This is a genomic window from Chryseobacterium sp. FR054 (genome assembly GCF_056844565.1).
On the sequence record NZ_JBXDSA010000003.1, the window covers coordinates 169,759 to 195,741 of the forward strand.

The following is a 25,983-nucleotide window of genomic DNA, read 5'->3' on the forward strand; positions in this document are numbered from 1 at the left end:
CTAGAAGTAACGTTATATAGTCTCCCGTTTATTAAAACTACAAAAAAGGAGACTTATTTTGTCCCCTTCTTCTTCTTTTTTTTGCTTTCCGGCATTTTACTTCTGATGAATTTCTCTTTCTCCTTCAGTTTGTCTGTCATAGATTGGGTAAGGCTGGTCTTCTTGGCTTCTTTAAGGCTTTTTAAAGCTTTTTTAAAGTCACCTTTTTTTTCAAACAAAAGAGATTGGGAGCAAAAAAGGTCAGTCTTATCTATTCCTTTGAGCTTTAAAGCGAATTCTATTAACTTTTCGGCCTGATCATAATCTTCGTTATTCAAAAGACAGCTGATATAGTATTTCGGGGTGTTGATATTACCGATATTATTTTGCAGAGCTTCTTCAAAATAAGCTTTTGCCGTTTCATAATCTTTCAGCACTTCGGAATGTATTCTTCCCATCAGGCATAGGCTGTCGGCATCCTGCGGATCATAGGCAAGGGCATAGTTGAGCGCTTCAAGGCAGTCTGCAAGGTAGTAAGGATAGTTGTCTACCGCTTCAAAATAGTATTTATTCTTAGTTAAGGTCATTGTTGTCGTTTTTAAGGTCTTTTTTTAGGGCATTTCTTTGCTTTTTAAAAGATTTGTCCTTTCTGTTCTTTTTAAAATCGGTTCCTGTAAAAGTCCGCACCGGGCTACCTCTCTGTACCTGAAGGTGATTGTTCCAGGTATCCTGCATTCGTTTTTCCAGCTGGCGGATGTAAAGTCCCGCGACTTTTTCCTTTAATCTTGCCACAGCCAGTTTTTTATTTTCCAGCTGCGAACGTGAATCCTGTGCGAAAACACTTTCTCCTGTCGGTATATGTACGGCACGGACTGCTGTATTTACTTTATTCACATTCTGGCCGCCACTTCCCTGACTTCTTGTTGTCTGGAACTGAATATCTTTTTCACTGAAATTTATTTTTTCCAGTCCTTCCAGTTCAAAGATTCCGATAAACCAGTTACTCCGTTTATGAAGTTTTCTGAAGGTACTTTTTCCTGTCCAGCATATGCTTCCCAGCCAGCTTTTCAAAAATGCAGCAACCTCTTTCCCTTTTAAAAGGATGGTTACCGATTTCAGGGTAAGGTTTTCATCCCCATTCTCACGGTGGATGATTTCGTAATCTATTTTATTTTCTTTGACTTCCTCCAGGAAAACCTTCAGAATTTTCGCGGTTACCCACTGACATTCCAAAGGTCCTCTTCCTGAGGTGATCTGAATTAATTTTTCCATTGTTATTCCGGTATTTTACTTAATAAGGGATGCCCAACCGGATCTGTTCCCTTTTGTAATAATTCTTTTGCAGCCATTACTGCCCAGCATTTATCACTTGAATGAATGTTTCTGTAAAATGAAAGTAAAACATCAGGCTTCACAACGGTAAACCCGTTGGTTTCTATGGTTTCAAGATCATTTCTTTCAAAAAAATCGATGGTGATTCTGTGAAATTGATCGTTTTCCAGTTCTACTGTTTTTTCATATCTCCGAAAATTTTCTTCACTCGGCAAATGATCGTAACGGGTCCCGACTTTCTGAAATCCGTTCTGCTGAAGGATCATTACTACTTCTGCTACATTTTCTTTCCTCACAAAAACATCAATATCTTTGTGATCATGTGCATGCTTATATTCCGTATGTCCTTTTTCTGACATGAAGTGCCATGCCCAGCCTCCTGATATAATGACTTTATCTTTTAATTTCTCTAAAATTTCAAGCCCTAACCGGATTCTGAATTCCGGCCAGACCTCTCCATATCTTTTTATATTATGCGGTGCTCCCATTTTTTTGTTTTTTTAAAACCTGTTTAAATTTCTAAATTTGATTTTTTGTATAATGTTCAAATCCTTATTTAAATCACATTCTTTGCATTTTTTCTAACGCAGAGTTTTCATTTTTGAAACTGCTGATTTTAAGGGAGCAAAGAATAGAATCAACTCCGCTGATTCGTCGAAGCACATGGATAAACATATCGCTTCATCAGCGACGAAGTCGCATCACTTTGCTCACTCAAAATAAGGCAAAATCATTCATCGACTTTGCTGTTAATGTTTTTTTGTAGATCTGAAGAAATATAAAATTTAGTCAGATCAGTTTATTTATCCATTCTCACGATTCTCGGCTGGAATGTTCCCAGGATGTCTACCAGATCACTCTGTGCATTCATCACTTCATGAATATCCTTGTAGGCCATCGGGGCTTCTTCCGTATTTCCGCCCATCAGAGTGACTTTCTTTAATTTCAGCTCTTTTTTGATGTCATTCTGTGTGAATAAACTTCTGCATTCTGCTCTTGAATGAGCTCTTCCGGCTCCGTGTGAAGCTGAATTCAGGGCGTCGGGATTTCCTTTACCCCGTACGATGAATCCTTTCGCTGTCATAGATCCGGGAATCATTCCCAGCTCATTTTCACTGGCGGGGGTGGCTCCTTTTCTATGAACAATGACTTCTTTTCCGTTGTGAATCTCTTTCCACGCAAAATTGTGATGATTTTCGATTCGGGCTTTTACTCTTCCTCCCACGGCTTTTACCAGTCTTCTGTGAATATCGTCATGGCAGGCTGAGGCATAGTCTCCGGCAAGATTCATCGCGGTCCAGTATTCCAGTCCCAGATGGGTATTCAGGTCAAGCCAGGCAAACTGCTGGGCTTCTTTCGGAAGCGGGCACTGCTCTGCGGCTACTCTGGAATAGTACTGAGCAATCTCAGCTCCCAGTCCTCTTGATCCGCTGTGCGAAAGGATTCCCAGATACTTTCCTTTTGGAAGCCCGATCTGTTCGTCTTCTTCCGTGATTTCCACTTCACCGAATTCCACGAAGTGATTTCCTCCTCCGGAAGATCCCATCTGTCTGATGGCTTTGCCTTTTAATCTTCTCAGAATAGGGATCAGATCAAAAGTATCCCTATCGAAAATTTCATGTTCTACGTGAGATTTGTGGGTCTCATACATTCCGAATTTGGTATGTTCGGCCAGTGCTTTTTCATATTTTTCTCTGGCACCGTCAAGATATGAAACCGGGGTATCCAGGATACTCAGACACATTCTGCATCCTATATCCATTCCTACTCCATAAGGGATGACCGCGTTTTCCACTGCCAGTACCCCTCCTATCGGAAGACCGTAGCCACTGTGTGCGTCAGGCATCAGTGCTCCCTGCACCGATACCGGCAGCTTTAAAGCGGTATACAGCTGGTTTTTGGCTTCTTCAGAAATATCTGATCCGAAGATCTGAAAAGAGGCACGCTGGGTATTCAGCATTCTTTTTTCTGTTTTCTTTGAAGACAAAAGAGACTCAGCGATCTGCCCGAAGGTTAAGTCTTTTTCAAAATGCTCCGGATTCAGCAGGATTTCCTTTAAAAGAGATTTTACATAATGAATGTTTTTAGTCGCAAAATTTCTTTTCATAACTTCCAGAGCCACGTTGATACTTTGATTGTTCGGGTAGCCCAGTTTTAATATATCTTTTCCTTTTAGTTTTAAATTTCCCATTGTTTTTGTTTTAAATAATAGCGGACTTAAACGTCCAGATAGTGATCTGCAATCTCGGTTGCAGACATTGTGCAGGCAACATATTTCCTGCGTTTGATAAGATCTGTTTTATACTTCATTTCCCAGCGGTAGGATCTGCCATAAATGGTTTTATGAATGATTCCTTTTACTTTATGCTGCCCCAGGTACGACTCCAGCTCTGCATACTCTTTTTCCAGCTCTGCATCCAGGGGTTTGTAGTGGGTAATCATATGAGGTCTCACTCTCAGGGTAAATCTCCACGGCTCAATGAATTCGTAGTAAATCTGGTTGGACTTCCGGAAAGGACAGTATTCTTCTTTTTTCAGGAAATACTGCTTTTCTGCTGGGGTAAGTCCAAACTTCGGACTGATCCAGGAATATGAGGAAACACGGTTGAGTTTCTGCTCCCGTTCTACGTATATTCTCCGCCCGGACTTTTTTTTCTTTTTCAGAAACTGCCGGCTTCCGGAATACATATAAGTATTTATTTTCTTCAGAATTCCTTCGAAAAATGCCCCGTCTTTGCTTCTCATCACATCATCCCTTACGACAAAGAATCTTACAAATCCCAATTGGTAAGGTTGATCCAGAGGAATCAGCGGCCTATTTCTTCTTATTTCCCAAAGCTCATCACTACGTTTATATTTTTTTCTTATCTGTTTTTCTACATCTTTTTTAATTGTTCTTTTTCTGCTTCTCAGACTTCTCAGCCGATAAGACAGAAGGTTATCATCTTCCATTTAATAGAGAGTTCAGCGGTGAAGTACCAGACATTGACTTCTGATACATCACATGCAATTCTTAATCAACTAAAATTTCAGTTGACGGGTTTTACAATGAAGGACTCATGATTCTGAACATGAAAGTTTCAGACATTTCATCCTGTAATGACACTAAAAAAGATTCCGGGAAAACTTCTGAGTTTGAAATATTGCGCAATAAAAAACCCGAAATCTCGGCGACTTCGGGTTTTGATATTTCGTTATACTATTATTCTAAGAGTGTACCAAACCACGAAGCCTTTCCGCCATAAGCGGTAATCCAGTTGTAGAATTCTGATTCGTTTTGAACATTGCTTCGTTGTTTTTAATGGGTTAAACTTTATTTTCAGGTGCAAATATATACATTTTTCTTATCATCCAAATATTTTTTTTCATTTCAGGTGAATAATGCTGAGAAAAATGGCATCAATTACTTTTGTCATCCTATTGATATCAAGCGTTTCCAGGGTATCTGTGGTCTGGTGATAATTTTTGTTCCTGAAAAATGAGGTATCAGTGATCATAAGAGCGGGAAAATTGAATTTCCAATAGTTCAGATGATCAGAAAAATCTACTCCTTTCACAAATCCCGGGGCGGGAAAGGTTTCTGTCTTTATCTGATTTGAATCTTTAAAACGGTCTATAAAGTTTTTCACAAATGGCCCTGCCCCACTGAACTTTTTAACCAGGGTAATGAAATCTCCTTTGTTTCCGTAAATCCATGAGAGTACGCCAACAGGGAAATCCTGAGACCTTTTTTCATCTTTAAAGTAGCCGATCATTTCCACACTTGCCATACCATACACATCAATTTTGTTATCCTTCAGGTATTTTGCATGGATGTAACTCCCCATATTTTCTGTCCTGAAATAAGGAGGTTCTTCCAGCGTATAGGCAACCAGATCTATCCGGTAGTTCAGCTTTTGTCCTTTAAGCATTCTGGAAAGTTCCAGAAGAGCAGTAACTCCGGTAGCATTATCATCCGCACCCTGCTGATCTCCGCAAACATCGTAATGAGCGCCTATAATGATTCTTTTGCTGTTTTCCGTACCAAAGGAACAGATTACATTTTTATAAGTCTGCCCATCCACCTGATATTCCTGAAAACCTGTACTGTCACTATAAGCTTTAAAAGTCTGGTGAATATAATCCGCTACCGCATTCAGCTGATCCTTATTTTTATGATTCCGGAATTCCGGGGTTTGGGTAAGGGCTTCCAAATGTTTCTGTACCCGTTCCCTATCAGCAGGAACCGGGGACTTTTTTGCCGGTTTATCTTCTTTACCTGAAATAAATAAAAAAAATACTGCCAAAAATAAACCTGCGAGGAGAATCAGCTTTCTCGTCGCAGGCTTTGTTATATTTTTAAAACCCATAAGGATGTGCTTTTAATTTCTTTACGGAAATTAAAGATTTTCGGGTTTAGTTTTCTAAAAATTTTTCTAAAATTTCCACAGCGCATTTAGGAAGATTGGTTCCCGGGCCGAAAATAAAGTCGGCTCCGTTGGCATACAGGAATTCGTAGTCCTGCTGTGGAATTACACCTCCCACAACGATTGTAACATCGTCTGCACCTAATTTTTTCAATTCTCCCACTACCTGAGGAACTAATGTTTTGTGCCCGGCAGCCAGTGAAGATACTCCCAGGATGTGAATATCATTTTCCACAGCCTGTTTGGCTACTTCTTCGGGTGTCTGGAAAAGCGGTGCCACATCTACATCAAATCCCATATCTGCAAATGCTGTCGCTACTACTTTTGCTCCTCTGTCGTGGCCATCCTGTCCCATTTTGGCGACCATAATTCTTGGGCGGCGTCCTTCTTCCTCTTCAAATTTCTGCGTCAGATGAAGGGCTTTTTCAAAGTATTCGTTTTTTCCGGCATTCATGGCATATACTCCAGATATGGTTTTAATATTGGCTTTATATCTTCCGAAGGTTTCTTCCATCGCGTCGCTCATTTCGCCAAGCGTTACTCTTCTTCTTGCCGCTTCAATGCAAAGTGCGAGAAGGTTACCTTTTCCTGTTTTTGCGCTTTCACGGATTTCGTTCAGGATCTGCTCTACGGCTTCGGTATTTCTTTCGGATTTTATTTTTTCGAGTCTTTCGATCTGTTTTCTGCGTACTTCGGTATTATCAATATCCAGGATTTCAATTTCATCCTGTTTTAAAGCTGTTCTGAATGAATTTACCCCGATGATGAATTCTTCTCCGCTGTCAATTTTTGCCTGTTTTCTGGCAGCAGCTTCTTCAATTCTCATTTTTGGGATCCCGGCTTCGATGGCTTTGGTCATTCCTCCTTCCTGTTCTACCTCATCGATGTATTTCATGGCTTCATCAATCATCTGCTGGGTAAGGCTTTCTACCAGGCCGCTTCCGCCCATAGGATCTACCACATCACAGATTCCGCTTTCCTGCTGAAGGATGATCTGGGTATTTCTGGCAATCTTTGCGGAATAATCCGTAGGAAGGGCAATCGCCTCATCTAAGGCATTGGTATGGAGAGACTGTGTTCCTCCTAAAGCTGAAGACAGGGCTTCGATAGCGGTTCTTGTGATATTGTTAAACGGCTCCTGTTCTGTAAGCGACCATCCTGAGGTCTGCGAATGGGTTCTTAATGCCAGCGACTTCGGGTTCTGCGGATTGAACTGCTGTAAAAGGGTTGCCCAGATGTATCTTGCGGCACGCATCTTGGCAATTTCCATGAAGTGATTCATTCCGATGGCCCAGAAGAATGAAAGTCTTGGAGCAAAATCGTCTACGTTCATTCCCGCTTTGATTCCGGTTCTTACGTATTCAAGACCGTCTGCAAGGGTATACGCCATTTCCAGCACCGGAGTGGCTCCTGCTTCCTGCATATGGTATCCTGAAATGGAGATAGAGTTGAATTTCGGAATGTTCTGTGAAGTATATTCAAAAATATCTGCAATGATCTTCATTGAAGGGGCAGGCGGATAGATATAGGTATTTCTTACCATGAATTCTTTCAGGATATCGTTTTGAATGGTTCCTGAAAGCAGTTCCTGCTTCACTCCCTGCTCTTCTGCTGCTACGATATAAAATGACAAAATAGGAAGTACAGCTCCGTTCATCGTCATAGACACTGAAATCTGGTCCAGCGGAATTTCGTTGAAAAGGATCTTCATATCTTCTACTGAATCTATGGCTACTCCTGCTTTTCCTACGTCTCCCACCACTCTTGAATGGTCGGAGTCGTATCCTCTGTGGGTAGCCAGGTCAAAAGCTACGGAAAGTCCTTTTTGCCCTGCGGCCAGGTTTCTTCTGTAAAATGCATTGGACTCTTCAGCGGTAGAGAAACCTGCATACTGTCTGATCGTCCAGGGTTTCTGTACATACATGGTGGAATACGGTCCCCGGAGATAAGGAGCAATTCCGGGAGAGGTCTGTGTTAATGTTTTATTTTTAACATCTTCCTGGGTATAGGATGATTTTAGCTCCAGTCCGTCTTTTTCAAAGCTGTAAATTTCTCTTTCCTGAGGAAGTACATTAAAGTCCGGTTTTTTCACAGAAATTGTCTTTCGCATTCCAATAATTTTTGTCTCTGTAAAGTTAATTTTTTTGAACGAAACATGAAACTTATGTTAACATTCTGTATGTCTGATTTTTAACATAAAAAAAGACCGGACAAATGCCCGGTCTGTGTTATGGATCTATGATCTTATTATTTTTTGATCAGTTTGGTATTGTATGTATTTTTATCATCTTTAATAGTGATTACATACATTCCTTTGATAAGAGAAGCAACATTAATTCTCTGACCATCTACTGCTCCTTCCTGAACAAGTCTTCCATCTGCACTGTAAATCTTATAATCTGCTTTTCCTTTCAGATTCTTAACTTCTACGAAAGTATCTGCAGGGTTAGGATAAATAGAGATTTCTGATGGTTTTGTATTGTTGGTCTCGTCTACACCCAATCCGCTTGTGATTTTAACGGTGAAGTCCATAATACTACCTGCTCCGCTTGATAAGGTTCCACATGGATTGCTTACCGCGCTGGAATAGTTAGACACCACTCTCATTCTCAAAGTCTTATTACCGGAATAAGCTGTTGCCGGAACCGTAAAGTTTCCGGTTACGAAACCGATACCAACACCTCCGCTTACCTGAGAATAGTTTGTAGCAGGGCTGTTGTAAACTCTCTCCGTTGTTTCAAACACTCCGTTTCTGTTATAATCGATGAATACGTTATAAGTCATACCGGCACCTGCCTGATAAAGTCCGTAGATTGTGATCGGATATGAAGTTCCTTTAACCAGATTAACAACTGCTGAAGGATTTTCGCTTATATCTTTATATGATCTGAAAGTGGTATCTGTATAATCAACATTTGATACAACCACTTTAGCAACATTTCCAACAATGTTAGCTCCTGTATTTACTATACAATAATCAACACCTGTTTTCAGTCCTTTTGTTTTGAATGTATAAACAGGGGAGAAAGCTCCTGCAACAGAGTTCACTACTGCTGCCACCTGAACTTCATAGTTTGTTTCATCTTCCAGAGAATTCAGCAGAACAGAGTTTGCTGAACTTGTAACATTCGTCCAGTTGGTAGTTCCCTGTTTTCTGTAATTAATAGAATATTCTGCTCCGGATACGCTGTTCCAGGCCACTCTTGCAGAAGTTTTCAGTACGTCTGCATCAGTTGTAGATACTCCGGTAGGTGCATCCATTGTAGAAGTAGGCGCACTTCCGATCACTACTTTAGGGGATACGGCAAAGAAAACGTTACCAATAGCGGAGATTCTCAATTTAACAGGTCCTGTTAAACTTGCAGGCATTTGAGCGGTATAGCTTCCTGTATTAGGAGTAGAGGCTACAAGTTCTGTCCATGTTGATCCATTCACAAGATCTGTTGTATATTCAATCTTTACATTTGATACGTTGTATGGAGCTGCATTGGTATTGGCAACATCCCATAAAATTGTATTGGTTGCGTTATTATACAGTATTGTTGCATCGGTAAGCCCGTTAAATTTGAAAGGCCCGTCGCTTTTAACCACTACTGTTGTTTCGGCAGACACCAACATTGGTGTAATGTTTTCGTCTCTAACGGTTACTGCATATTTAAGTGTTCTCGGAACGTAAGAAACAGTTTCCCAGTTTACTTTGTCTGTTAATGTTCCGGCCATTACTGCAGGCAGAGAAGGGAAATATCTTCTTCCGCTTGCGGTACCGAAGTACGATCTGGTTAATGCTCCCTGAGTATTATATCCCCAGCCGCTGTCTCCGGAAATGGTTGCAAGCTGGTTCACGCTGTCGTACTGTTCCCAGGTATATTTTAACGGATCGTTTTCCGCATCTGTTGCAGCTGCATCCAGATAGTATGCTGTTCCTTTAGGAATATTATATACAGGCAGCTGAGCGATTACCGGCGCTGTATTGGTTGTAATATTCTGTGCTACACCACAATTCGCCTTATTGTCCAGATTATTTAAGATCTGATTAACAGATGAATAATGGAAGTAAGCATCGGATCTCATGGCAACATTGTCATCAGTAATTCCTGCGTAGCCCATGATGGTAGTACCACCACCCGGCTCAACATTTACTCCTGATCCTTCTGTACGGTTTGAGAAGGTGTGGTTTCCTCCCAGCTGGTGTCCCATTTCATGGGCAACATAGTCTATATCGAAGGAATCTCCCCACGGTTTACCATCACTTGGAGAGGTATAACCTGATCCTTTGTATGCTACCGGTGATCCCTGATTCAATGTCATATCATCACTACATACACATCCGATACATCCGGCATTACCACCTCCGCCGTCACGTCCGAACAAGTGTCCGATATCGAAGGCAGCTTCTCCTACGCCGTTATGAAGGGCATTCATAAGTTCAGCATTCCATGCCCCTCCAGTTCCTGCATCAGAATTTGAATACGGGTCAGTAGCAGGGTCTGTATAGACAACATTTGGGTGATCCTGTAAAAGTAATTTAATTGCAAAATCCTTCTGGAAAACTCCATTTACACGAGTCATTGTATTATTCATCGCGATTAATGCCACAGCTTTCTTTTCGTCTTCCGTAGCGGTAACAGGTATACCTGCCTGCGTCATGAAGTACCTTGTGTATTCTCCTGTAACGGAAAGAGCTAGCCTGTACGTTCTGAACTTAGTGCTTGCCGGTCTGTTTGTGATTCCTATTCCGGAAAGATTTTTTTTTCCGTTCGCCTCTAAAGATTTAATGTCTTTAAAGTTCTTCTCTTCTGCAGTACACTCAAATCCGTGCTCACTCTGTGTTCTATTGGTTTTATAGAAAACACCATATGTTTTTTTATCATTAGTGATCGGCTCTATAAACTGAAATACGCCATCTTTAATGATCATGGACTGCATTTCTGTTGGAGATGTACTGAATCTTAAGTATTTGGAAGGATCATCAACCCCTACACCTACATAAGAACCTAGCTGATATCTGTCTGCTAAAGATTTTTCCATTACAGGATCACTATATACAGCAAATTTTTCAATCTTTCCTTCTGCAGTAGGCAATGAAACAATAACTGCCTGTGCATTTTTTCCAGTTTCAACAGCATCTTTCAGAATATTTCTAAGAGACTGTAAGTCTACTCTGTACGAGTATTTAACATCTACCTCTTTCCTGATCTCAGAGGTCTTTTGTGAAGCGGGCTCCCATCTCTGTGCATTAAAGCTGGCAACACCTGCTGCCAATGCACAAACTAGTAGAATTCTTTTTTTCATAACTTTTCTAACTGAATAGAATTAATAATTTTTAAATATCCAGCACAAAAGTAACGAATACCCATAATATAGAATCAAAAAAAATGGATAATTTTAATAAAATCATCCATTTTAATTATTTTTGCACTATTTCAGCCTATTTTTTAATTCCCATCTCAAACAAAGCAAAAGAGATAAGATCTGCATTTTCACCAATCACCTGTTCGGTTGATCTTCCTGCTCCGTGACCTGCATTTTTCTCAATTCTCAGCAAAATCGGATTTTTACATCCCTGTTTTTCCTGAAGTTCAGCACCGAATTTGAAAGAGTGGGCAGGCACTACCCTGTCATCATGATCGCTGGTAATAATCATGGTTGATGGGTAGCAGGTTCCTTTCTTCACGTTGTGTACCGGAGAATAAGATTTAAGATATTCAAACATTTCTTTGTTATCTTCTGCTGTTCCGTAGTCGTATGACCAGCCTGCACCTGCTGTAAATTTATTGTATCTCAGCATATCCAGAACACCTACTCCCGGGAAAGCAACTTTCGCCAGATCAGGTCGCATGGTCATGGTTGCCCCTACCAGAAGTCCTCCGTTTGATCTTCCTGAAAGGGCCATATATTCTTTGGAGGTATAGCCTTTGCTCTGAAGATATTCTCCTGCCGCAATAAAGTCTTCAAAAACATTTTTCTTCTGCATTTTGGTTCCTGCATCATGCCATTTTTTACCATATTCACCACCGCCACGGATGTTCGGAACAGCATAAATACCTCCGTTTTCCATCCAGATCGCATTCACCACGGAAAAGGCAGGCTGCAGACTGATGTTGAATCCTCCGTAAGAATAAAGAATGGTAGGATTTTTACCGTCAAGTTTGGTTCCTTTTTTATAGTTGATCATCATCGGAACTTTGGTTCCATCCTTAGATGTGTAGAAAACCTGTTCTGAAACATAATTATCCGGGTTGAACTTTACTTTAGGTTTTTGGTATACTTCTGATTTTCCGGTATCCGCATTGAATTTATAGGTTGTGCCCGGCGTAATATAGTTGCTGAAAGAGAAATACAGCTCTTTTTCTGTTTCTTTACCTCCGAAACCGCCTATATTTCCTTTCCCCGGAAGGGTAATTTCTCTTATCAGTTTTCCGGTTTTGTCGAACTGTTTTACCTGATCTATCGCATCAATCATATAAGTAGCAAAGAAATATCCGCCACCGGAAGAGATTCCCAGAACATTTTCAGTTTGTGGGATTACGTCTTTCCAGGTTTCAGGAGCCGGATTTTTGATGCTTGTCTTTACCAGACGCATATTCGGAGCGTCTTTATCTGTGAAGATGAAAAGATCGTCGCCCTGAGTATCTACGATATTGGCATTGACATCAAATCCTTTTACGATCTGAACAAAATCTCCTCCTTTTTTAAGGTCTTTAATATAAAGTTCGTTTCCGTTGGTTGCATTGGCTGCAGAAATGATGAGATATCTCTGGTCTTCGGAAACACCTGCTCCTAAATATCTTCTCGGAGTTTTATCGCCTCCGAAAATTAACTTGTCTTCAGACTGTTTGGTTCCCAGTTTATGAAAGAATACCTTATGTTTGTCGGTCATACCGGAAAGTACGGTACCTTCTTTCGGTTTGTCATAGCTTGAGTAATAGAATCCTTCATCACCCTGCCATGAAATTCCGCTGAATTTTACATCTACCAGTGTTTCATCGATCTGTTTTTTAGAAACCGCATCAATGATGATGATCTTATTCCAGTCGCTTCCCCCTTCAGAAATAGAGTAAGCTGCCAGGTTTCCTTTTTTGTTGAATGACAGGTTGGAAAGTGAGGTGGTTCCTTTATCAGAAAATTTATTGGGGTCTAAAAATATTTCTGTTGCTTTTGTCTTATTGTTGGTTCTGTACAGGATAGACTGTGCCTGAAGACCGTCATTTTTATAATAATAGGTATAATCGCCTTCTTTGAAAGGTGCTGAAATTTTTTCGTAATTCCAGATGTCTCTCAGCTGGTCTTTAATTTTATTTCTGAAAGGAATTTTTGAAAGATAATTTTCGCTGTACGCGACTTCTTCATCCACCCATTTTTTGGTAGCATCCGAATCATTTTCCAGATCTCTGAACGGATCAGAAACGGCATTGCCAAAATAGGTATCTGTCTGGCTTCCTTTTAATGCTTTAGGATAGTTCATTTTTTGAGAATAAAAAGATGCTGAAAACAGAACTCCAGCAGTTAACAAGATAGGTTTAAAATTCATGTCGAACGATTTTCTCAAAAATACGTAAAGTATATGAAATAAAAAAAGCCCCGGAATCAGGACTTTTGATCTATAATTTATCTTTTTTATAATGTTTTAAGACCCGAAACTCTCAAAATAGAAATCAGTAAGGGAGGTTACAATTTCATCCGGACTTCCGTTCCAGTAGTAAATTTTACCGCCTTCCGTAAGCTGATATAAGCTGAACTGAAGGTCTGTTGTTACTTCTTTATCTGCATTTTTGAAACTCTGAACACTTTCCGTTAAATATTTTTTCAACTCTTCGGCCCTGATCTTCTTTGGATCACCGGATGGGCTTTCAGGCATCTTAGATGGTACTTTAAAGCTTACCGAATAAGTGATTTCAGCGATCTTCTGGTCTTCCACATATTCATTCTGCACCATTTTCACCTCTTTAACGGTAACTTTCCCATTTTTGAAATTATCCATCATGGCTGTGAAATAATCTTCCGCTTCTTTTCTGCCGGAATCTCCCGCTGATTTTGAAAATACGGATAAAAAGCCGTCTGTACTTGCTTTCAGGGTTTCTGCAGAAACGGTTTTAAAATCTACCTTATAGGCATCCTGCCCTTCTACGGTCGGTTTCAGATACTCATTTAATTTACTGAGTACGGCAGGATCGTTTTTAACGAAAGTCCCGAAATACATTTCAAATACTTCCTTCGGTTTTTTTACCTCAGCCTGTGCCATCAGATTCTGCCCGATCACAGCCAGAACAAACAGTAAAACAATTTTAAAATTTTTCATATTCATTTAAGTGATTCATGTTTTATGCAAAAAAAGCTCCTGATGAACAGAAGCTTTCTATTATGTTGTGATTTATAAATTTTCTTCCTCTCCTTTCATCTTCTCTGCATTTTCCGCCATGATCACGGCATCGATCATTTCGGAAATATCTCCGTTCATATAGGCATCCAGATTATACATAGACTTGTTGATTCTGTGATCTGTTACTCTTCCCTGCGGATAGTTATATGTTTTGATCTTTGCAGAACGGTCTCCGGTAGATACCATGGTTTTTCTCTGCGCAGCAATATCACCCTGAACTTCCTGAAGTTTGATGTCATACAGTTTCGCACGAAGCATTTCCATCGCCAGTTCACGGTTAGCCAGCTGGGAACGTGCCTGCTGACAAACCACTACAAGCCCTGAAGGTTTGTGGGTAAGCTGTACTTTGGTTTCAACCTTGTTGACGTTCTGTCCTCCGGCACCCCCTGAACGGGAAGTCTGCATTTCGATATCCGCAGGATTGATCTCTACATCCACTTCTTCTGCTTCCGGAAGTACTGCAATCGTAATTGCGGAGGTATGTACTCTTCCCTGGGATTCTGTTTCCGGAACACGCTGTACACGGTGAACTCCCGATTCAAATTTCATGATTCCGTATACGCCTTCTCCTTCCACTTTCATGATCAGTTCCTTATAGCCTTTTGCCGCTTCATTGGAATCTGTTACCTCATGTCTCCATCCTTTGGCTTTGAAGTACATGGTGTACATTCTGTAAATATCCTCTACGAAAATAGCGGCTTCATCACCACCTGTTCCGGCACGCAATTCTACGATAACGTTTTTATCATCTGCGGGATCTTTCGGGATCAGTAAGACTTTCAGTTCTTCTTCAAGACCCGGAATTTTAGCCTGAGCTTCAAGCTTTTCTTCTTTGGCTAGATCTACAAGGTCTCTGTCTGATCCGTCTGCAATGATTTCGTCAGATTCCTCAATGGCATCCAAAGCTCCTTTGTACTGGTCGTATACCTTTACAATTTTTCCTAAATCACTGTATTCTTTGTTTAAAGAAGAATATTTTTTCTGATCTGAAATAACATCAGGCTGTATAATAAGATCGGCAACCTCATTATATCTTTGTTTTATAGCTTCTAATTTTGGAATTAATGATTTAGACATTGTAGAATTTTTGAGAGTGCAAAGATAAGAATTATTAATTCAATTTAAAAACGCTTTAGTTTTCTGATTTAGAAAGTCTTCGGTCCAGCAGATACAAAACAATTCCGAGGGCTATAATTCCCAATCCTATGAGGCTCTCTCCGGGATTATGAACGAATGTAAAGTAAAGAATATACACGCTGAACAGGAGAAAAACGGCTGGAAAAATATAAAAAAGACCGGATTTAAAGATCTTCCGCTTAAGGAAAAAAACAGTAGAAACAGACAGGCTGGCAAACAGCTGAAGAATAAAAGCGGTATAGACAAATATTTCTTTAAAGCTTCCTGTGAGGATAATAACTGTGGCAATCACCGCATGGGCAAAAATGGCCCGTACCGGAATTCCTTTTTTATTGCTGGCGGCCAGTGATCTCCACAGATGATTTTCTTTAGCAAAAGCCTGTGTAAGCCTTGAACCTACCCACAGATACCCGCTGATGGTAGCAATCAGCTGAAGGGCTATAAAAATATTAACCACTTTCCCGAAGCTGCTTCCGAGCATATTCCGGGCCGCCTCGCCCATCACGTCTTCTTTTCCTGCCAACTGACTTACCGGAGCATGTTTCAGCATGATAAAATTTACCAGAAGATAGCAAACCGTTACAAAGAGTGTTCCCAGGATCAGAGATTTGGGAAGGTTCCGGTGGACTTCCTTTATTTCTCCTGCAATATAGGACGCGGAGTTCCATCCGGTATAGGAATAGGTGACGAAAACCAGAGATGTGGCAAAGGCAGAAAGCATGATTTCATTCTGCCAGCTGCTGTCGAAATTGAGACTGTTTCCGGCCGGAGAATCTGGAATAAAGATCCCTAAACCGATAAGAACAACAATAAAAGCAATCTTGATGAAAGTGAAGAAGTTATGAAACCGGCTTGACGCCTTTAAACTGAATGATAAGCTTAACGCTACAAGGAAGATCATCCCGATCGCAAAGCCATTTCCGAAGGATGTATCAAATGCTGAAAGGTATTTTGACATGGCAAGTGCTGCCAGGGCAACCGGTGAAGAAAATCCGATGATTAAAGAAATCCAGCTTACCAGATACCCGAATACCGGATGATAGGTTTCTTTCAGATAGAGATAATCTCCTCCGTTTCCTTTGAAATAAGATCCCAGTTCAGCATAACAGAACGCTCCGAACAATGCCAGAATACCGCCAATGATCCACAGAAAGAAAATACTGTATGTATTGGTTATATCCGATAACTGGAATCCTAAGGTCGTAAATATCCCTGTTCCTATCATATTGGAAACCACAATGGCTGCGGCTGTTTTCCAGCCTATCTTATGTGAGCCCGTATCCATCCCGTTAAAAATATATTTTCAAAAAATTCCCTATTGGGCTAAAGTTTATTAACATCAAAGCAGTTTAACCTTTTTTATCTGAATTCCGGCAGATAAATTTAAAAAAAGCAAACCTGCTGATGGGCAAATTTGCTTTTTTAATTTTACTTTATCATCATTTTCCGGATGGCCGTTCCTGTTTCGGAGTTCAGGTGAACCAGATAGGTTCCGGCCGGATAAGCTGTTTTCAGCTCATAGGTTCCGTTTTCATTATTCAATCTGAATGAATCCATTTTTTTACCGCTCATATCGTAGATGATGATTTCCCCGTTTTTCACTTTATGGTAAATGAATTTTGCCATACCGTTTTTCACAGGGTTATCTGCAATCTGAAGCGACAGTTTATGGGCTGCATTCTCATCTTTCACAGAAAGGGTCCCGGAATAATTTCCGAAAATCCTGAATTCTCCCGGCTGCAGCGTAATCGGAGCTGTTGTGGAAGCAATATTGGAAACCGTATTATCCATCAGGTTCTGCCACTGCCCTGTGTAAGGGAAGTAAGGCACCACATTCTGAGCTGATGTCGCAAAATTGGCCAGCACCACTACATTTTTCATCCCACTGATGGCAGTGTCATAAACGTAAATTCTTGTGATCAGCCCATTCGGATCATTCGCCAGGTTGTTTGATTCTATGGTGTATGTCTTCGATTTGAAAACCTGATGAGTATTTCTGATGCTGATGATTTTAGCCCAGGTATCATATACGGATTTCCTGTTGATATCGGTATCATATCCCAAAGTAAAGGCAACAGGTTTTTCATCTGTCCGGCATCCGCTGCTGATGCTTCCGTCTGCACATCTGTTGATGCTGAATTCATAGCCGAGTTCACCGAACTGCCAGATCATCTTCGGACCGGGAACAGTAAAGAATACCGCTCCGAAAGTTTTCATCCTGTCAAGAGCCGTATTCAGGTTTTTAACATTATATGAACCTTCAACAGCACCATAAGCCAGGTTTTTAAACATCAGACGTTCTTCATCATGACTTTCTCCGTATCCTACGGCATGCATCTCCGTAAACCCGTGAAGCGCATGATTCATCCGGTCATAATTGCTGTTTTCCTTATAGCCCATCGTATTCTGGTTGTAAGGATCTGTCTGTTTATTCCAGAGCAGTACTCCTTTTCCTTCGGAAGTCCTGTAATTGGCCCACTGCTGTTCTTCGGCATCTGTTCCCAGGTGTTCAAGTATCATATAGGAGTTTGGATCTGCGGCCCACTGTCTGTCTGCATAGTACTTCATAATGTCTACCCTGTCCTGCTGATAGGCATTGGTACAGGCTTCATCATTTTCAGAGCAGTTTTGGGTAAAGCCTTTCGTTAAATCCCAGCGGAATCCGTCAATTTTATATTCTGACAGCCACTGCTGAAGGCATCTTTCAACGTAATATTTCGTTGATGAGCTTGTATGGTTGAAGTCGTTAAATACATTATAGGAATGTTTCGGAACCTGGTTGAAATAAGGGTTATTGGCTGCGATATCTCCATAGCCGTCTCCATCAGGATCGATATTCCAAAGTCTGGCCAGAGGGGAGCGTCCTGTGGCATGATTAAAGGCAATATCCAGAATCACGGCAATTCCGTTCTGATGGCAAAGATCCACAAATTCCTTGAATTTTTCAGGGGTTCCATAGGCTTTATCTAAGGCATAGTGGAAGGAGGTGTTGTAGCCCCATGAAAGGTTCCCTTCAAATTCCATAACAGGCAGCAGTTCAATGGCATTGATATTCAGTCCTTTCAGATAAGAAATTTTATTAATCAGCGACTGCCAGTTTTTCTCCTGGGTAAAATCCCTCAGCAGCAATTCATATATGACCAGATTCTCTTTGGCAGGTCTCTGGAAATTGGTTACCTGCCAGTTATAGGGTGTCTGACCTGTTTTAAACACAGAAACTTCAAAATCCTGTCCCGCAGGAAAAGGGGGAAGATTCGGATAAGTGGTACCGGAGATCCATTGGTCGTCATAAGAAGACAGGATCTGTGGAGAAAAAGGATCTGCCACTTTTTTCATATCATTGGTTCTGTACTGGAAAGTATAGAGCTGCTGGGGCGTTAACCCTGTTATCTCAATCCAGTAAAGATCAGGGTTTGAAGTATCTCTTTTCATTAAATAAGAATCATTCACCACCCAGTTATTAAAACTTCCGATGACGTGAACAAAGTTTTTGTGAGGGGCATAAAGCGCAAGTCCTGCTTTGGTCTGGTCTGTTGGATGATAATTAATTCCCTGTCTGATCCAGCCAGGAATAGCCTCTGAAACTACATTTCTGGGAATCTGAAGGGTAAAGTTCACTTTTTTTGAATTGGAAGCTGCATCTGTTGCAGTAAGCTCCATCTGGGCATCCTGGGTTACAGTGTAAGTATAGGTGTAAGACTGTGAAGGAACCGTAGCAGAGTTCACAACAGCTCCGTTTGCTTTTAACTGAAATGCAGCATCTACATTGGTTGTCGCGGTAATATTGATGGTATTTCCCGCCGGAACCGAAGTAAGGCTGTTGGGGGCAGGATTCGTCAGGCTGATATTTAAAATTCCTACGTTGATAAAAATATCGGGAGAGGTCTGGTGCGATCCTGTTTTATCTTTTAATAAAAACCCGAATCTGCCAATTCCGGTTCTTCCATAAAAAGCGGTTGGGGTAAAGGTTAAAGAATAAGAATCTGATCCTGCATCATAATTCAGTTTATTGAGCTCATTGGAATTGTTCCAGCTGCCGTTGGTAGGACAGTCCTGGCTGTTCTGGTAATTGGTGTCAAAAGACCATGTCCAGATATATACCGCATGATTGGAAATTCCCCATGCTGTTTCGTCAATCTGATCTCCGGGAACCGTTAGCGTCACAGCATCCGTTTCATTGAACGGACTGGGTGTTATGGTATAGCTGATCTGTCCGAAAATCCATACGGCAACCAACAGAAAAACAACAGAATATAACTTTTTCATATCTTATTTTTTATCGAATATAGGATATTTTTTTTCGCGATTTCATTTTCTGTGGTATCATTTTTAAAATATTTCAGTTTCCAGGGAAAAAAATTAACCCAAAAAAGGCCCATGAAAATCTTCATGAACCTTTCCAATAAAAGTAATTGTAATGAACTATATTTTATCTGTTCTACCAATAAACCGCAGACAAAGCTTTTATTGGTCCATCAAATGATGGGACATTAATTTTTAATCACTTTTTTAGAAAAACGCTGCCCGTTCTTTAATGTTAATTCTACGAGGTAGTTTCCATCGGGAAGTCCGCTCATGTTGATCTGATTATCTGAAAACTGTATATTTATTTTCTGTCCGGTCATATTGAACAGATTTACACTTTCAATCAGGGAATCTGCCTTTATATAAAGGATATTCTTTACAGGATTGGGATAAATTCCCACCGTATTCACTCCGGCCGTTTCTGATATTCCCAGCACCAGTCCGCTTTTGATGCATCTCACGGCTGCTCCCTGTCCTCTTGGTGCCCCTGCCGAAGCGTTCGCGATTATTGTTCCCACATAAAGATATTTTGCTCCGAGAGAGGAAGTATCGGAACTCCAGAAATACCCACGCTGCCCTACAAATGTAAATCCTCCGTTTCCTGAACTCCTGTAACCCGAAGCGGGCAATTTCAGGTAACTGCTATAAGCGCTTGCCGGGTTATTGATATTTTCTGAGCTTACCAACGTCTCCCATTCCGACTGTGTAGGCATCTGCCATCCGGGTCCCACTGCCTTACAGGGATCTATTCCTCTTCCGGGTGTCACATTTCCCAGATCTGAAGCCGTCCATTGGTCTCCTCCCTGGAATTCTTTCCACCATTCAGGATCTCCGGCTATATAGGAACTGTTTCCAGCCAGCCCTGATGGAAAGTTTTCATCCGGAGCAGCGGTAATTGCGGAATTTCTAAGCTGATGTCCGTCATCCCATCTTCCCCATTGGAAAAGATCGCCGTATGAATCCACGTCTGCTTTATCCACAGCTACCCGTGAACTTCCGAGGTTCTGCTGAAGCCAGATTTTCCCGTCCTTACCTCTTACTGTGGTATAGGTAACCGGCTGTCCCTGATAGCTAAAAGTTACACATCCTGTATCTCCGGGAGTATTTCCGGGATCTGTATTATTGCAGTTCTTTGGTGTAAGTGATGTTTGCTGTCCATATGCAAAATTTCCGGCAGCTATAATGGTCATCAGGCCTATCCCTATTTTATACATTGCAAAATGTAAATTTTGAATCATCTTCAATATTATTTTTAATTATTCTAAATTTAATTTAATTTTGCACAAAAGTAATCGACCTGATTCATCCTGAGTTATCATTTTCAAACTTTTTGTTATCAGCCTGAAGCTTTATTTTTTAAATGTACCCTACCGTAAACCTGTTTCGTATGAAAGAAGAGTCTGATAATGGAATAATCTTCAGTTCCGGAGATATAGAGATCTTCCTGCATGAAGAGCTCTGCTCTGAAACAATTTTAAGATCTGAAGTGATTGAAAACAGAGAAAGCTTCAGCTTTATTTTTATACTAAGCCCAGCCGTACATCTTGAAGCGCCAGATTGCGGAACAAAGTTCTTATTCAGGAAAAATCAATATATCCTGCATTACTCTTCTCAGGAACATACCGCTGAATTATGGACAGAGCATGAAGAAGGATTAAAATTCATCAGAATTCAGATCAATTATCAGTATATCTTCAATCTGCTGGCTCCGGAAACCAGTAAAGAAAATGCTTCTGTCCTGGAAAATATGATCCGCAACAATTATGTTTTTATTCATCAGGAAACACCTCCGGAAATGACCGTGGAAATGCATATGATCCTGAAGGAGATCATCACTTATTCTAAAAAAGGGGTCATGCAGAAGCTATTTGTAGAAGCCAAGATGATCAAACTCCTGATGCTTGTCTTTCAGCAGTTCAGTGAAAAAGATACGGTTCAGAGCAGTTCCCCGGTCTCCTCCAGAGTAAGAAGATTTATTGATGAAAATTATCATAAAAATATTCGTGCTGAAGAGATAGGAAGGCTGATGGGTATCAGCCAGAACAGAATACGAAAGGCATTTAAAGCACAATATCATATCACGGCTGCCGATTATATTCTGGAACTCAGAATGCTGAAAGCCAGGAAAATGATTATAGATGAAAAGATCATGATCAAAGAAATTGCAATTGAATGCGGGTATGAATATGTACAGAACTTTACCCGTGCCTTTAAGAAGAAGTTTGGGGTTTCACCGGAAAATATGAGAAACGGGAGATAAATACGATCAAAAAAACACCTGATGATGACCGGCAGTTTTTTGTTAATGCAAAGTTTCATTCTTATACCGCCAATCTTACATTGGATGAAGCGATGTTTAAACTATCTTAACAGGATCAGACATAAAGCATTTTGGGGGAAATTTTTATTAAATGTGAAGGCAGACAAAGGATGAATAAAATTCTGATGTTTTTAAGATAAACAGAGCCGCTTCGCTTATATACGAAATACAAGGTTATCTCTAAATACAGCTTATCTTAATAGGTTTACGTTGTTTTTCAATAAAAAAACCGCTTAATTTCTTAAGCGGTTTATATATGTTGTTTTGCTTTGATATTACTTTTTCAGAATTCAGGTGAAAAAGCAATGACAATCAATTAATGATGATGTCCGTGATCGTGGATGAAAGGTCCGTTCCCTTTAGGCTGGCTGTATATTACTTCTACCCCTTCCTGCTCGTTAAGCTGCTTGCTTCTGATATCTTCCGGATCAAAAGGTTTTACTTTTCCGAAATATTCTTTCAGACCTTCAGTTAACCACATTGGGATCACCAATCCGAAGAACATGAAGATACACCAGAATCCTACTAAGAACATAATTATAAAGAATACAGTCCAAAGGAACTGGTAGAACGGCCAAAATGCTGATAAAATCGTTATCATTTCTCTTAAAGATTTTAGGCAAAAATAGGACTTTTTTATTTTTTACACAAAAGATACAAGCCCTATTTTATAATTTATTTTGATTTTAAACTAATTAATGGGCAAGATCTGCAAAGAAATCATTGCCTTTATCATCTGTAATGATGAATGCCGGGAAGTCTTTCACCTCAATTTTTCTTACGGCTTCCATTCCTAATTCCGGGAAGTCTACCACATCTACGGATACAATATTGTCTTTGGCAAGAATAGCTGCCGGACCGCCTATTGATCCCAGATAGAAGCCTCCGTATTTACCGCAGGCATTGGTTACATCTTTGCTTCGGTTTCCTTTGGCCAGCATAATCATGCTTCCTCCGTGGCTCTGGAATTCATCCACATACACATCCATTCTTCCTGCCGTGGTAGGTCCGAAACTTCCTGAAGCCATTCCTTCCGGAGTTTTAGCCGGCCCCGCATAATAGATCGGGTGATTTTTAAAGTATTCAGGCATCGGTTTTCCGCTGTCGATGATTTCTTTGATTTTTGCGTGGGCAATATCTCTTGCAACAATCAGGGTTCCGTTCAATTTTAATCTTGTTTTGATCGGGTATTTTGAAAGCTCCGCCAGAATTTCCGGCATTGGCTTATTCAGATTGATCTCAACGGCTTCTTCCAGGTGTGGAGGTGTGTCTGGCAAGAATCTTTTCGGATCCTGTTCCAATTGCTCAAGGAAGATTCCGTCTTTTGTAATTTTTCCTTTGATATTTCTGTCTGCAGAACATGAAACTCCCATTCCAACCGGGCAAGAAGCAGCGTGGCGCGGAAGTCTGATCACCCTTACGTCATGCGTTAGATATTTTCCTCCAAACTGGGCTCCGATGGCACTTTCCTGGCAGATCTTCTGCACTTTCGCTTCCCATTCCAGGTCTCTGAAAGCCTGTCCGGCTTCATTTCCTTCGGTAGGAAGGTTGTCATAATATTTTGCAGATGCTTTTTTCACAGCCGCCAGATTCGCTTCTGCGGAAGTTCCTCCGATTACCAGTGCAAGGTGGTACGGCGGGCATGCTGCTGTTCCAAGATCTGAAATTTTTTCTTTGATGAACTCTTCAAGAGATTTTTCGTTCAGAAGAGATTTTGTCTTTTGATACAGGAAAGTTTTATTTGCCGAGCCTCCTCCTTTTGTTAAAAATAAAAATTCGTAATAGTTTCCTTTTTTAGCATAGATATCAATCTGTGCCGGAAGGTTTGAGCCTGAGTTTTTCTCCTCAAACATTGTTAAAGGAACGACCTGGGAATACCTCAGGTTTCTTTTCTGATAGGTATTAAAGATCCCTTTACTTAAATATTCACCGTCTTCAACTCCGGTGTAGACATCTTCCCCTTTTTTCCCCATCACAATGGCTGTTCCGGTATCCTGGCATGAAGGAAGCGCTCCCTCAACAGCTACCGCGGCATTCTGCAACAGATTATACGCTACGAATCTGTCATTATCTGTTGCTTCAGGATCGTCAATGATTCTTCTGAGACTTTCAAGATGGGAAGAACGGAGCATGAACGATACATCTGCCATAGCTTCTTCTGCAAGAAGTTCCAGTCCTTTCGGATCAACGGTTAAGATTTCCCTGTTTCCCAGCTGCTCCACTTTCACATAATCTGATGTAAGTTTCTTGTAAACCGTATCATCTTTCTGAATCGGATACGGATCCTGATATCTAAATTCCATATTTACTTTTTTCGAAAAATTTAAGTCGCGTAAAATTACGCAATGATATTTTCCTTGTCTTCAAACCATGAGTAAAATCAGTCATTTAAATCGATATTTATAATGATTATAAATTGCGGGGTTCTGAGTTAATAAGTAACTTTATAGGAATTAAATAATCGGGCCACGAAACTTATTTCAAAACAGTGGTTTAAAACTAAAAAGGTTATCAAATTTCAATCACAATGAATTACAGAATAGAAAAAGACACTATGGGCGAGGTTCAGGTACCCGCAGACAAATTCTGGGGTGCGCAGACTGAACGTTCAAGAAACAATTTTAAAATCGGGCCGGAAGGATCTATGCCCCACGAGATCATTGAAGCTTTTGCCTATCTGAAAAAGGCTGCGGCTTATGCAAATACGGAATTAGGCGTGCTTTCAGCAGAAAAAAGGGATATGATTGCCAAAGTATGTGATGAGATTCTGGAAGGAAAGCTTAATGACCAGTTTCCTCTGGTGATCTGGCAGACGGGCTCCGGAACGCAGTCGAACATGAATGTCAACGAAGTTATTTCAAACCGTGCTCATGTAAACAACGGCGGAAGTTTAGGCGGTCACTCGGAAATTCATCCGAATGATGATGTAAACAAATCGCAGTCTTCCAACGACACCTATCCGACAGCAATGCACATTGCAGCTTATAAAAAAGTAGTGGAAACCACTATTCCTGCTGTTGAAAAGCTTAAAAATACCATTTCTGCCAAAGCGGAAGCCTACAAAGACATTGTAAAAATCGGAAGGACCCACCTGATGGATGCCACTCCGCTTACACTCGGGCAGGAATTTTCAGGATATGCCGCCCAGCTGGAATTCGGTTTACGGGCTTTAAAAAATACATTACCTCATCTTTCGGAACTGGCATTGGGCGGAACAGCTGTGGGTACAGGTCTGAATACGCCTAAAGGCTATGATGTAAAAGTGGCTGAGTATATTGCCGGATTCACGAATCATCCCTTTGTAACAGCTGAGAATAAATTTGAGGCTCTTGCGGCTCACGATGCGATTGTAGAATCTCATGGTGCACTGAAGCAGCTGGCGGTTTCCTTGTTCAAGATCGCCCAGGATATCAGGCTTCTTGCTTCCGGGCCACGTTCGGGAATCGGGGAAATTCTTATTCCTGAAAACGAACCGGGTTCATCCATTATGCCGGGAAAAGTGAATCCTACCCAGAATGAAGCGATGACTATGGTTTGCGCACAGGTTTTAGGAAATGATACAACGATTTCTTTTGCCGGAACGCAGGGCAATTATGAGCTGAATGTCTTTAAACCGGTAATGGCCTATAACTTTCTTCAGTCTGCCCAGCTGATTGCTGATGCCTGCATCTCCTTCAATGACCATTGTGCTGCCGGTATTGAACCGAACCGTGAAAGAATCAAAGAGCTGGTAGATAAATCCTTAATGCTTGTTACGGCACTGAACACCCATATCGGGTATGAAAATGCCGCAAAAATTGCCAAAACAGCACACAAAAACGGTACAACCCTGAAAGAAGAGGCTATAAATCTCGGACTTGTTACGGCTGAACAGTTTGACGAATGGGTAAAACCTGAAGATATGGTTGGCAGCCTGAAATAATGCAGAGATTTATTTGAAGCCAATAAGAAGCTGTTTAAATTTTATTTGAAAAAAATGTATCTGTGATTATCAAACTTTTGCGCCTCCTTTGTGATCGAAAAATTTCGCCACAGACGCGCAAATTTCTTATTGTTCCCAAAGAACAGACGGATTTCACAGATATTTGTGAGTATTTTTTCTCTCGCAGATTTTATGAAGGGAC

At 40.8% G+C, this 25,983-nt stretch carries 18 protein-coding genes; 2 read left to right on the plus strand and 16 right to left on the minus strand.

The window, feature by feature from the left end; translation table 11 throughout:
* Positions 1 to 53: 53 nt before the first annotated feature.
* The 14 genes from AC106S_RS13530 to AC106S_RS13595 all read right to left on the minus strand — a co-directional run bounded on the left by AC106S_RS13530 (position 54) and on the right by AC106S_RS13595 (position 20,777).
* On the minus strand, positions 54 to 566 hold the full coding sequence (locus tag AC106S_RS13530; RefSeq protein ID WP_482439803.1) for a tetratricopeptide repeat protein: 513 nt from the start codon (positions 564 to 566) through the stop codon (positions 54 to 56).
* Positions 553 to 1,251, minus strand: a complete 699-nt coding sequence (prfH, locus tag AC106S_RS13535; RefSeq protein WP_482439805.1) for a peptide chain release factor H — start codon at positions 1,249 to 1,251, stop codon at positions 553 to 555. Before prfH ends, AC106S_RS13530 begins: the two co-directional genes overlap by 14 nt.
* A gap of 2 nt (positions 1,252 to 1,253) precedes the next feature.
* Complete coding sequence (locus AC106S_RS13540) at positions 1,254 to 1,799, minus strand: nucleotidyltransferase domain-containing protein (RefSeq protein WP_482439807.1); 546 nt, start codon at positions 1,797 to 1,799, stop codon at positions 1,254 to 1,256.
* A 311-nt stretch (positions 1,800 to 2,110) separates the two neighbouring features.
* On the minus strand, positions 2,111 to 3,502 hold the full coding sequence (locus AC106S_RS13545) for an RtcB family protein (protein ID WP_482439808.1): 1,392 nt from the start codon (positions 3,500 to 3,502) through the stop codon (positions 2,111 to 2,113).
* Between the two features lie 26 nt (positions 3,503 to 3,528).
* A complete protein-coding gene (locus AC106S_RS13550) occupies positions 3,529 to 4,263 on the minus strand; it encodes a hypothetical protein (RefSeq protein ID WP_482439810.1) in 735 nt (244 codons plus the stop codon).
* Positions 4,264 to 4,676: 413 nt separating this feature from the next.
* A complete protein-coding gene (locus AC106S_RS13555; RefSeq protein WP_482439812.1) occupies positions 4,677 to 5,660 on the minus strand; it encodes a M28 family peptidase in 984 nt (327 codons plus the stop codon).
* 46 nt (positions 5,661 to 5,706) lie between these two features.
* Entirely contained in the window at positions 5,707 to 7,827 is a 2,121-nt protein-coding gene (gene scpA / locus AC106S_RS13560; protein WP_482439814.1) for a methylmalonyl-CoA mutase, read from the minus strand.
* A 137-nt stretch (positions 7,828 to 7,964) separates the two neighbouring features.
* A complete protein-coding gene (locus tag AC106S_RS13565; RefSeq protein ID WP_482439815.1) occupies positions 7,965 to 11,009 on the minus strand; it encodes a reprolysin-like metallopeptidase in 3,045 nt (1,014 codons plus the stop codon).
* Between the two features lie 136 nt (positions 11,010 to 11,145).
* Positions 11,146 to 13,248, minus strand: coding sequence for a prolyl oligopeptidase family serine peptidase (locus AC106S_RS13570; protein WP_482439817.1), 2,103 nt, complete (start codon positions 13,246 to 13,248; stop codon positions 11,146 to 11,148).
* A 96-nt stretch (positions 13,249 to 13,344) separates the two neighbouring features.
* On the minus strand, positions 13,345 to 14,016 hold the full coding sequence (locus AC106S_RS13575) for a hypothetical protein (RefSeq protein ID WP_482439819.1): 672 nt from the start codon (positions 14,014 to 14,016) through the stop codon (positions 13,345 to 13,347).
* A 72-nt stretch (positions 14,017 to 14,088) separates the two neighbouring features.
* On the minus strand, positions 14,089 to 15,174 hold the full coding sequence (gene prfA, locus AC106S_RS13580) for a peptide chain release factor 1 (RefSeq protein ID WP_482439821.1): 1,086 nt from the start codon (positions 15,172 to 15,174) through the stop codon (positions 14,089 to 14,091).
* Positions 15,175 to 15,229: 55 nt separating this feature from the next.
* Complete coding sequence (locus AC106S_RS13585; RefSeq protein WP_482439823.1) at positions 15,230 to 16,519, minus strand: APC family permease; 1,290 nt, start codon at positions 16,517 to 16,519, stop codon at positions 15,230 to 15,232.
* 143 nt (positions 16,520 to 16,662) lie between these two features.
* Positions 16,663 to 19,500: an alpha-amylase family glycosyl hydrolase gene (locus AC106S_RS13590; protein WP_482439825.1), complete on the minus strand. Its 2,838-nt coding sequence runs from the start codon at positions 19,498 to 19,500 to the stop codon at positions 16,663 to 16,665.
* A 224-nt stretch (positions 19,501 to 19,724) separates the two neighbouring features.
* Positions 19,725 to 20,777: a T9SS type A sorting domain-containing protein gene (locus AC106S_RS13595; RefSeq protein ID WP_482439827.1), complete on the minus strand. Its 1,053-nt coding sequence runs from the start codon at positions 20,775 to 20,777 to the stop codon at positions 19,725 to 19,727.
* Between the two features lie 149 nt (positions 20,778 to 20,926).
* Here AC106S_RS13595 and AC106S_RS13600 point away from each other — a divergent pair, with 149 nt between their 5' ends.
* A complete protein-coding gene (locus AC106S_RS13600; RefSeq protein ID WP_482439829.1) occupies positions 20,927 to 21,799 on the plus strand; it encodes a helix-turn-helix transcriptional regulator in 873 nt (290 codons plus the stop codon).
* A gap of 376 nt (positions 21,800 to 22,175) precedes the next feature.
* On the opposite strand, the gene AC106S_RS13605 is transcribed toward AC106S_RS13600, so the two are convergent.
* Positions 22,176 to 22,460: a hypothetical protein gene (locus AC106S_RS13605; protein ID WP_309429220.1), complete on the minus strand. Its 285-nt coding sequence runs from the start codon at positions 22,458 to 22,460 to the stop codon at positions 22,176 to 22,178.
* A gap of 94 nt (positions 22,461 to 22,554) precedes the next feature.
* A complete protein-coding gene (locus AC106S_RS13610) occupies positions 22,555 to 24,162 on the minus strand; it encodes a fumarate hydratase (RefSeq protein ID WP_482439830.1) in 1,608 nt (535 codons plus the stop codon).
* 224 nt (positions 24,163 to 24,386) lie between these two features.
* Here AC106S_RS13610 and fumC point away from each other — a divergent pair, with 224 nt between their 5' ends.
* Complete coding sequence (gene fumC / locus AC106S_RS13615; protein ID WP_482439832.1) at positions 24,387 to 25,781, plus strand: class II fumarate hydratase; 1,395 nt, start codon at positions 24,387 to 24,389, stop codon at positions 25,779 to 25,781.
* Positions 25,782 to 25,983 lie beyond the last annotated feature (202 nt).